Annotated in this window: 11 protein-coding genes and 1 tRNA gene; 9 read left to right on the top strand and 3 right to left on the bottom strand. The window is 62.7% G+C overall.

The features are described from left to right. Positions 1–194 precede the first annotated feature (194 nt). Positions 195–271 (top strand) — tRNA-Met (locus tag AB1346_03485). A gap of 643 nt (positions 272–914) precedes the next feature. Here AB1346_03485 and AB1346_03480 read toward each other — a convergent pair. Continuing rightward, positions 915–1,895, bottom strand: a complete 981-nt coding sequence (locus tag AB1346_03480; GenBank protein ID MEW6719491.1) for an NAD(P)-dependent alcohol dehydrogenase — start codon at positions 1,893–1,895, stop codon at positions 915–917. A 185-nt stretch (positions 1,896–2,080) separates the two neighbouring features. Here AB1346_03480 and AB1346_03475 point away from each other — a divergent pair, with 185 nt between their 5' ends. Together AB1346_03475 and AB1346_03470 are read left to right on the top strand one after the other, a co-directional pair. Beyond that, a complete protein-coding gene (locus tag AB1346_03475; protein MEW6719490.1) occupies positions 2,081–2,344 on the top strand; it encodes a hypothetical protein in 264 nt (87 codons plus the stop codon). Between the two features lie 311 nt (positions 2,345–2,655). After that, positions 2,656–2,907 (top strand): hypothetical protein, encoded by a 252-nt coding sequence (locus tag AB1346_03470; GenBank protein MEW6719489.1) that lies wholly within the window; start codon positions 2,656–2,658, stop codon positions 2,905–2,907. 71 nt (positions 2,908–2,978) lie between these two features. Here the strand turns inward: AB1346_03470 and AB1346_03465 are convergent, their stop codons facing one another. Next, the gene (locus tag AB1346_03465; GenBank protein MEW6719488.1) at positions 2,979–3,137 is read right to left on the bottom strand and encodes a hypothetical protein; all 159 of its coding nucleotides are present in this window, start codon (positions 3,135–3,137) and stop codon (positions 2,979–2,981) included. 92 nt (positions 3,138–3,229) lie between these two features. Here AB1346_03465 and AB1346_03460 point away from each other — a divergent pair, with 92 nt between their 5' ends. Continuing rightward, positions 3,230–3,817, top strand: a complete 588-nt coding sequence (locus AB1346_03460; GenBank protein MEW6719487.1) for a flavin reductase family protein — start codon at positions 3,230–3,232, stop codon at positions 3,815–3,817. Here AB1346_03460 and AB1346_03455 read toward each other — a convergent pair. After that, a complete protein-coding gene (locus AB1346_03455) occupies positions 3,804–4,025 on the bottom strand; it encodes a hypothetical protein (GenBank protein ID MEW6719486.1) in 222 nt (73 codons plus the stop codon). The two genes, AB1346_03460 and AB1346_03455, sit on opposite strands and share 14 nt — an antisense overlap. A gap of 75 nt (positions 4,026–4,100) precedes the next feature. Here AB1346_03455 and AB1346_03450 point away from each other — a divergent pair, with 75 nt between their 5' ends. From AB1346_03450 to livG, 5 genes are all read left to right on the top strand, one after another. Then, positions 4,101–5,765, top strand: coding sequence for an aspartate:alanine exchanger family transporter (locus tag AB1346_03450; GenBank protein MEW6719485.1), 1,665 nt, complete (start codon positions 4,101–4,103; stop codon positions 5,763–5,765). Between the two features lie 137 nt (positions 5,766–5,902). Beyond that, a complete protein-coding gene (locus AB1346_03445; protein ID MEW6719484.1) occupies positions 5,903–7,072 on the top strand; it encodes an ABC transporter substrate-binding protein in 1,170 nt (389 codons plus the stop codon). Between the two features lie 28 nt (positions 7,073–7,100). Further along, positions 7,101–8,024 carry a branched-chain amino acid ABC transporter permease gene (locus tag AB1346_03440; GenBank protein MEW6719483.1) on the top strand — a complete coding sequence of 308 codons (924 nt, stop codon included), beginning with the start codon at positions 7,101–7,103 and terminating at the stop codon, positions 8,022–8,024. 55 nt (positions 8,025–8,079) lie between these two features. Continuing rightward, positions 8,080–9,312, top strand: coding sequence for a branched-chain amino acid ABC transporter permease (locus tag AB1346_03435; protein ID MEW6719482.1), 1,233 nt, complete (start codon positions 8,080–8,082; stop codon positions 9,310–9,312). A gap of 1 nt (position 9,313) precedes the next feature. Beyond that, a partial coding sequence (gene livG, locus AB1346_03430) for a high-affinity branched-chain amino acid ABC transporter ATP-binding protein LivG (protein MEW6719481.1) occupies positions 9,314–9,439 on the top strand: 126 nt, incomplete at its 3' end.

Below are 9,439 nucleotides of genomic sequence, written 5' to 3'. Positions count from 1 at the left end.
TGATGTTTTCCCTCTCGTCGAACGGGGTTACAAGGATCGGAAACACCCCATAGAAGGCGACGGGTGCGGTCAAGGCGGATCCCTCTTTGGTTTTTCTTCAGACTATACCCGATTCCGCTTTCAGGTATCCGGAGCCTGCGGGGTTTCTTGCATTGACAGCGAGAAATCGCGGGAATATACTTCTTTGTTCGTGGCGCGGGGTGGAGCAGTCCGGTAGCTCGTCGGGCTCATAACCCGAAGGTCCCAGGTTCAAATCCTGGCCCCGCTACCAATAACAATCAAGGGGTTAGGCGGAACGGCCTAATCCCTTTTTTCTTGATTCTCCGAGCAGCCGTCCGTCTTCTCGAAGACGTCCCTCCCGTTGATCCTGAGCTTGATGCCGGAAAGGATGAACGTCTCCAACGGATTCAATCCATTCATGCCGGGAAGCGAGCAGGCATCCATGATGTGACGCGGAGGGAAACTGCGATTGGCCCACGAGTGGGTCATGGCGGCACCTCATTCCCGAATGAATTTTATGAATTCATTAAATACTAAAAATAATATTAATGTCAATGGAATTATGTATTATAATTTAAGCCATGAAGAGGGGAAGGCCGCCCGGCAGAAAACTGACGCACTCCCTAACCCTTCGCGTCGACGATGACGTGATGGCTGCGCTTGTGCGTATGGCCGACCTTGATCGCCGCAGCGTGGCGGCAATGGCAAGGATCATTCTTGAGGATGGCATGGCGGTCAAGACAGGGAAGCGTGCGACGCCGCATGCGGACAGGGAGACGACGTAATACTGCATGCCGACGCTTCCGCACGCAGGCGCTGCAGGTCTGAAGGGCGGGAAGGCAACCGCTATCGTCAGGGAATGATCCTGACCCGCCCCGTCTCCCCGACGATCCCCCCGATCTCGACGAAATCCGTCAAGCGGCCGCCCCCGCTCCCGGGATCGATGCCAGGTCCGTCACGAGGACGATCTTTCCGCGGACGTGAACGCTTTCAAGGGCGTCGAACGCCCGGGCGCCTTCGCGAAGCGGGAATACCGCCCCTATGACCGGCCGCACCTTTCCTTCCCGGATCAGCAGCTCCATTTCCATGTAATCCTCGGGGCGCGCGCGCATGTTGGCCGCGACGATCCGCCGCCCCCCGAGCATCTTCCTCCAAAGCAGGCGGGCGAGCACACCGGGAGTCGGCAGGGTGGTGGCGTAGACCCCATCGGGAGAGAGGATCCGGGCTGCCTTCGCGAAGCCGAGGCTTGCGTGGGCGTCGAAGACGATGTCGTAGGCCTTCCGGTCCAGGGTGACGTCGTGCGAAGCGTAGTCGATAACCACGTCGGCGCCGAGCTCCCGCGCGAAATCCATGTTCCGGGCGCTGCAAACCGCCGTCACCGACGCCCCCCGGGCCTTCGCGATCCGGAGGGCGAAATGGCCGACGCCGCCGGTCGCGCCGTTGATCAGCACGGCCTTCCCGGCGAGGTCGCCGCATCGCCGCAGGCCGTTGAGCGCTGTGAGGGCCGCGACGGGCAGCGTGGCCGCTTCCTCGAAAGAGATCCCGTCCGGTATGGCGCGGGCGCGGCGGGCATCCACCGGGACGAATTCGGCATGGGCCCCCGGTTTCCGCAGGTGGAGCGGCGTGAAGCCGTAGACCGCATCGCCCGGCCGGAATCCCGATACCCCTCGTCCTGCTTCGCGGACGACACCGGCGAAGTCGGCCCCGAGGACCTTCGGGAAACGGGAACCGGTGACGACCCGGATGTCTCCCCGCCGGATCTTGAAATCGAGCGGATTCAGGGAAGCGGCCTTCACCGCAACCAGCAGTTCCCCCCGGGTGGGGGAGGGATCCGGAAGCTCCCCGTACCGCAGGACTTCCGGGCCGCCGTAGGATGTAAGGAACAGCGCCATCATTTTCGCCGGTCCTCCGCCGATCGCCCCTGTGGAATAAATATAGAACGGAAACCGCGGTTTTGTGGTATGATCGATTCACATTTTCGACCCGTTCGAAAACCACTCCCCCCACATACCACGAATCCTTCGGATGCCGCCGGGCGTCTATCCGGCAAGGCATTTGCGGTGGGGAAAGGAGGCGACCGATGCGAAACGGCAAGAAAACGGCACGTTGGTTCCTGTACGCCGCATTGTGCGTCGGGACCGCAGGCGTATCCCTCATGGGATACCACCAGGTGAAGCAGGTCCGCTCGGAGAAAACGCTCGACCTGACCACGTGGGTTCCCAAGGAACGGATCGTCCGGCTGATGCAGTTCCACGGGACGGACGGCCTGAAAGTCACCCAGGACGAGGTCTTCATCCTCCGCGGCAGCCGGTGGGTCCCCGTCCTGAAGCGCCGCTCGGGCTGACGGTAGCCGCTCTTCGGCGCTCGGATTCATTGCCCGCGCTCCCGGACGTAAAAGGGGGCGCGGGCAATTTCATATCTGCAATTCCCTACCACTAAGTGCCAAATAGTGGAAAATTAGTTCCCATTTGTAGGAAATATATCTAAAAAGCAATATTTTTAATAACGAATATCCATTACGTCCCGGCGATTTATTTTCCCTCTCCATTTGGGAATGCATGTTGCTCTTCTTTAGCTTATAAGGCGATTCGGCAACCTCGGTGTCCGGCCCGGCAGCGTATCGGCAGGCCGGGAGGGCAGGAAGGAGGCAGCGGCATGCGGAAGATGCTATGGCTCCTTTACATCGCGTTGGTCGTATCCACCGTCTGCGTTTTCTCGATGGGTTATCGCCAGGTTACGCTTGTCAAGGCGGACAAGGTCTTCGACCTGACCAGCTGGGTTCCGAAGAAGGAAATCGTTCGGTTGATGCGTTACCACGGCGCCGACGGAATGAAAATCACTCGGGATGCGGTATTCATCTTCCGGAATGCGCAGTGGATCCCGGTCATGAAGCGGGACCCGGGCTGAAAGGTCTACAGAAGTCTGCGGCAGTTCCCCGGTCCGCGGGAATCCGGCGAGGGTCCCGCGGACCGTCGTTTTCAGCGCCCCCTGCCTCGACCGCCGCCGTCTCCGCCTCCGCGGTCGTCGTGGTGTCCGCCGTGCCCGTGGCCGCCCCAATCATCCCAGTAGATGAAACAGCCCGAAAGAAGCGGGGACAGGGAAAGAACCGTCAGCATCACCAGCAGAAATTTTTTCATCCTCGCGCTCCCGTAACGACCGATTTATCGTTATCTGATAAATAGAGAACGAAAGACGCGAAGGGAATATTCACGCCCCCGGAGGAGATGTCATGAAGAGATCGCTGGGTGCAAGGACCCTCGTTTTCCCCACCCCGGCATGGGTCGTCGGCACATACGACGCGGAAGGGAGACCGAACGCGATGACCGTGGCGTGGGGAGGCATCTGCTGTTCCCACCCGCCGTGCCTCGCCGTTTCTCTGCGGAAGGCCACCCATTCGTACGCGTCGATCGTGGAGCGGAAGGCGTTCACGGTCAGCGTTCCCTCCGAGGCGTACACCCGGGAGGTGGACTACTTCGGCATGGCTTCCGGAAAGGACGCGGACAAGTTCGCCGCGGCCGGGCTTACCCCCGTCCGGGGATCCCTCGTGGACGCGCCGTATGTCGGGGAATTCCCCATGGTCGTGGAGTGCCGTCTCCTCCACGCGATCGAGATCGGAGGACACACGCAGTTCATCGGCGAAATCCTGGACGTCAAGGCGGACGAGTCCGTCCTCGACGCCGAGGGGATCGCGGACATCGGCAAGGTGCGCCCGATCGTGTACGCGCCGGATGTGCGCAGCTATCACGGCGTCGGACCGTCGCTGGGACGGGCGTTCTCGATCGGAAAAGTTTTCCCGGGACCGCTCAATCCTTCTTGAGCCGGGATGCGGGCTCTTCGTAGGTCAACACGCGGATCAGCCCGATCGTCTCCCCTTTGTCGCCTGTGGTCGAGACATCGCTGACGGAGATCACCTTCCTGATCCCCGCGGAAGCGATGAAGTCCCCGACGGCCCGGTCCAGTTCCTCGATTTCCTGCTTCGCGTGAAAGATCTTCATCTGGGAGGTAAAGGATTTCACCTTGATCATGGGGGTTCCCTCCTTATTCTCTTATGCTAACTCACTCATATGGAAAACGGGACGTCGCCGCTGTAACATGCATCCATGGATTCCCCGGCCGGCCTGTACGACGCTGCGATCAGGATCCTGATCGCCAACCCCCTAATCCTCCTTTTCCTGGTCGCGGCCGTCGGCTACCCGCTGGGGCGGATCAAGATCCGCGGCAGCAGCCTCGGGATCGCATCGGTCCTGTTCGTCGGGCTCGCCGTCGGCTCCCTCCACCCGGACCTGAAGCTGCCGGAGATCGTGTACGTCCTCGGCCTGGCGCTCTTCGTCTATATGGTCGGTCTTTCCAGCGGCCGCGCATTCTTCGCCTCGCTGCTTCGCGACGGCGCCCGGAACAACCTGCTGGTGGGGCTCATCCTTCTCTGCGCCGCGGGGCTCGCCCTGGTCCTGCGCGATTTCCTGGGGCTGAAACCGGGGATCGCCGCCGGCATGTACTCCGGCAGCTTCACCAACACGCCGGCTCTGGCCGGCGCCCTCGAAACCATCAAGACGGTGGCACCGGAGGCGGACCTGAACCGGCTGCTGGCCGAGCCGGTCGTCGGCTTCTCCATCGCCTACCCGTTCGGGGTGATCGGCGTGGTCCTCGCCATCTCCATCGCGCAGAGGATCTGGAAGATCGATTATCTGAAAGAGGCGAAAGCGCTGCACTTTTTCGAGGCGACGCACGAGCGGCTGCACGTTCGCAGCGTCGAGATCACCCATCCGTTCGCGCTGAACGAGACGATCCGCGACCTGATCAAGCGGTACGGGTGGCGCATCGTGTTCGGCCGGATCAAGCGGGAAGGGCAGTCCATCCTCGCCTACCCGTCGGCCCGGTTCACGCGGGGAGACATCGTGTCCGTCATCGGCACCCTCGACGTCCTCAACGAGGTCACTCCGCTCCTGGGGAGGAAGAGCGAGGAGGACATCCAGTACGAGGAGAGCGATTTCGAGACCCGGGCCATCTTCGTCTCCAACCCGGAGGTGATTTCCCGGAGGCTGAAGAACCTGCGCCTTCGGGAGGAGCACGGCGCCCTGATCACCCGGATCCGGCGCGGCGACGGCGATTACATCCCCCACGGCAGCCTGGCCCTCGAGCCTGGCGACCTCATCCGGGTGATGGCGCCACGCAACCGCATGCCGGAGGTCACCGCCTTCTTCGGCGATTCCTACAAGGCGATCAGCGAGGTCGACCTCGTGACGTTCAGCATGGGGCTGGCGCTCGGGCTGCTGATCGGGAGCGTGAAGATCCCGCTGCCCGGCGGCCTCACCTTCTCCCTCGGGTTCGCGGGCGGGCCGCTGGTCGTGGCGCTGATCCTCGGAGCCATCGGGAGGAGCGGCAAGCTGGTCTGGTCGCTTCCCTACAGCGCGAACATGACGCTGCGCCAGATCGGGCTGGTCCTCTTCCTCGCGGGGATCGGAACGAGGGCCGGGTACGGATTCCTGTCCACCTTTCTGCAGGGAGGCGGGGTCTCGATCTTCCTTGCGGGCGCGGCGTTGACCTTCGCCGCCGCGGTAACGGCCCTCTGGATCGGCCACAAGCTCCTGGGTATCCCCATGAGCATCCTGACCGGCATGATCGCCGGGATGTTCACCCAGCCCGCCGTCCTCGGGTACGCGCTCGAGCAGACGGAAAACGATCTTCCCAACGTCGGCTACGCCTCGGTCTACCCCGTGGCCACGATCGCCAAGATCCTCCTCGTCCAGGCGCTCCTTTCCGCGTAAGCGCGGAGGCTGCAGAGGATGAAGATCTCCCGATTTCACTTGTTCTATTTTGCGGTTTGATACATATTGTCCCTTGTCCCGATTCCCGTTTGTCCCCGGGATCGGACCACCTCAAACCGGCTAAAGGGGGTTCGGCGATGAAGAAAGGATGGACGTTCCTCGTTTGCGTCTTGGCGATCGCCTTTGCGCTTTCGCCCGCCTGGGCGAAGGAGCCGACGATCCGCATCGGAATCAACGCCCCGCTCACCGGCGACATCCCCAAGGTCGGGGAGGGAACCAAGTTCGCCGCCCAGCTCTGGCTCGAAGACGTCAAGGCCGCCGGCGGCATCGCGATCGGCAAGAAGAAGTACCCGGTGGAGCTGGTCATCGAGGACAACGAGTCCAAGGCGGAATCGGCGGTGAAAGTGACCACCAAGATGATCACCGAGGACGATATCCTCATCATGATCGGGCCCCAGGCCTCCAAGCAGGCGGTGCCCGCTGGAGGGATCGCGAACAACTACAAGACTCCGATGATCACACCCTGGTCGACGAATCCCGACGCCACCAAGGACAGGCCGTACGTGTTCCGCGCCTGCTTCCTGGATCCGTTCCAGGGGCCGGTGGTGGCGAACTTCATCACCAAGGAGTTCAAGTTCAAGAAGGCCGCCGTCCTATACGACGTGGCCAGCGACTACCCTAAGGGACTGGCGGAGTTCTTCAGGAAGGCGTGGGAGGACATCAACGGGAAAGGGTCCGTGGTGGCGTATGAAAGCTTCACCACCAAGGACACCGACTTCAGCTCCCAGCTTACCAAGATCAACAACTCCGGCGCCCAGGTCCTGTTCGTTCCGCAGTACTACAACGAGGTCGCCCTCATCGTCCAGCAGGCCCACCAGCTCGGCTGGAAGAAGCCCATCGTCGGCAGCGACTCCTGGGGCTCCGCCGAGACGACGAAGCTCTGCGGCAAGGACTGCAACGGCGCCTTCTTCAGCACCCACTACGCCGCGGCCGGCGCGACCGGCGAGACGAAGAAGTTCATCGACCGCTATAAGGCGAAGTACGGCTACGTGCCCGACGACGTCGCCGCCCTCACCTGGGACGCCATGAAGCTGGCGCAGCAGGCGATCCAGGCGACCGGCGGGCTCTCGGGCGACCTGAAGAAGGACCGGGACGCGGTGCGCAACCAGCTCTCCCAGGTGAAGAAGTTCAAGGGGATCACGGGCGAGATGACGTTCGCCGGCAAGAACGACCCGTCGAAGTGCGCGGTCATCGTCAAGATCAGCGACGCCGGCGAGTTCACGTTCTACAAGTCGGTCTGCCCGTAAGGGGAAAGGAAGAACGGGCGGAACGACAATGACGGTCTTTTTGCAGAACGTGGTCAACTCCCTCCAGTGGGGGAGCTTCTACGCCCTGATCGCGCTCGGATATTCCATGGTCTACAGCATCCTCATGCTTTTCAACTTCGCGCATGGGGACATCTTCATGGTCGGGGCGTACATCGGCTTCGGGGTCTCCTTCGGGCTGCTCGCGCTCGTCACTTCGGGGATGTTCGCGCTGCCGAACTGGCTGATCCTGGTGTTGACCATCCTCATCTCGATGTTTCTCACCTCGTTCGTCGGCATGCTCGTCGAGCGCGTGGGGTACCGTCCCCTGCGGAACGCCCCGCGCGCCTCGGCGGCCATCACGGGCCTCATGATCGGCATCATCCTCGAAACCGGGAACCTGATCCTGCTCGGGGCCCGCAGGGTCAGCTTTCCGTCGCTGATCGAGACGGCGACGTACGACCTCGGCGGCGTAATGCTCACCAACAAGAAGATCATGATCGTCGCGGTCTCCCTGCTGCTGACGCTGGCGCTGCACCAGTTCATCAAGAGGACGAAGTACGGAATGGCCATGCGGGCGATGGCCTACGACTTCGTGGCGGTCCCGCTGATGGGGGTGCCGGTCAACCGGGTGATCGCCCTGACCTTCGGCATCGGCTCCGCGCTCGCGGCGGCGGCCGGTATCCTCTTCGGCGTCGCGTATCCCGTGCTCGACCCGAACATGGGGATCACCTTCGGCTGGAAGGCCTTCGTGGCCGCGATCCTGGGCGGAAGGGGATCCATCTTAGGGGCCACGCTGGCGGGCTTCCTGCTCGGATTCACGGAGATCTTCGTCGCGATGCTATTTCCTTCGACGCTCCGGGACCTCATCGCCTACACCATCATCCTGCTGATCCTGACGTTCCGGCCGCACGGCTTCTTCGGAGAGCCGTACAGCGCGCAGCTAAGGCTGTAACGCCGTGCCCGCACCAAACGTAAAAACCGGCAGTTTCCGCGCTTTATGCTCCGGCGTGCCGCTCCTCGGCTGGCTGCTGGGCATGCTTGCCGCGGCGATGCTCGAAAAATTCTTCGGAACCGGCCTGGCATCGGCGGTGGGGCTGCCCAAGATCCCGGCGCTGTTCGGGATCGACATCATGCTGAAGCGGCCGCTCCTGGTCCCCAACGCGTTTTTGTACACGCTGCTGATCTATGCGCTGCCGATCCTCATCGTCGGCATCGCCGGCGCCCGGGCGGCCAACCGGATCGCAGGCTGGCTGCTCCGGCTTCCGATGGCGGTCCCGGCGGCCGTTCATCTGGGGCTCCTCTACATCTCGCTGCACTACTGGGCGGACGTCAGCGACTACCGCGCACTGGTCCTGAAGCTGACGCTGATCGCCATCATGCTGACGCTGAGCCTGAACGTGATCAACGGGTACATGGGCGAATTCTCATGTTCCCACCCGGGATTCATGGCGCTGGGCGCGTACTGCTCTTCGGTGGTCACCGTGGGCCTTTTCGTCGACGCGGGCATGTTCGGGATCGCCCTGTTGCCGGAAAGCCTGGGGCCGTTCGTTTTCCCGATCGCGCTCCTTGCCGGCGGCGCGCTGGCGGCCGCGGGCGCGCTGCTCGTGGCGGTCCCCTCGTTCCGCACGCGGGGGGATTACCTGGCGATCATTTCACTGGCCTTCCTTTTCATCGTGAAGAGCCTCATCGAGAACTTCGAGTTCGTGAAGGGGCCGCGCGGGATGAGCGGGCAGCCCGACTGGGCGGGGCTTCCGGCGGTGTTTTCCTGGACCGTCCTCTGCGTGTGGACCATCAACAACTACGTGCGCTCCACGATGGGGAAGGCGCTGAACGCCGTCCGCGACAACGAGCTGGCGGCCAACGCCATGACGGTCGACACGCGGCACACCAAGATGGTCGGCTTCCTCTTCTCGGCATTCTGGGCCGGGGTCGCGGGCGGCCTGTTCGCCCACGTCCTGCGGTACGTGAACCCCGGGACGTTCGGAATCCAGAACCTCGCGGAAGTGCTCGCCATGGTCTACTTCGGCGGGCTGAACTCGGTCTACGGCTCCATCGTCGGCGCCGTGAGCATCAGCCTGCTCGGAGAGATGCTCCGGCCGCTCGAGATCTTCAAGTGGATCATCATCCCGCTGCTGCTCATCCTGGTGATGATCTTCCGCCCGACCGGGCTGATCGCCTTCAAGGACCTCGACGCCTTTTCCCTGTTCCGCCCGAAGCGCAAACCGGGCGGGGAGGAATGAGATGCCGATCCTGCGGGTGAAGGACATGTCGCACGACTTCGGGGGCTTGAGGGCCGTCCGGAACTACAACCTCGAGCTCATGCCCGGGCAGATCCGGGGGCTGATCGGTCCCAACGGCGCCGGCAAG

Source organism: Thermodesulfobacteriota bacterium (assembly GCA_040758155.1).
Classification (GTDB): Bacteria; Desulfobacterota; Deferrimicrobia; order Deferrimicrobiales; family Deferrimicrobiaceae; genus UBA2219.
This window is presented reverse-complemented; position numbering and strand designations above follow the sequence as displayed.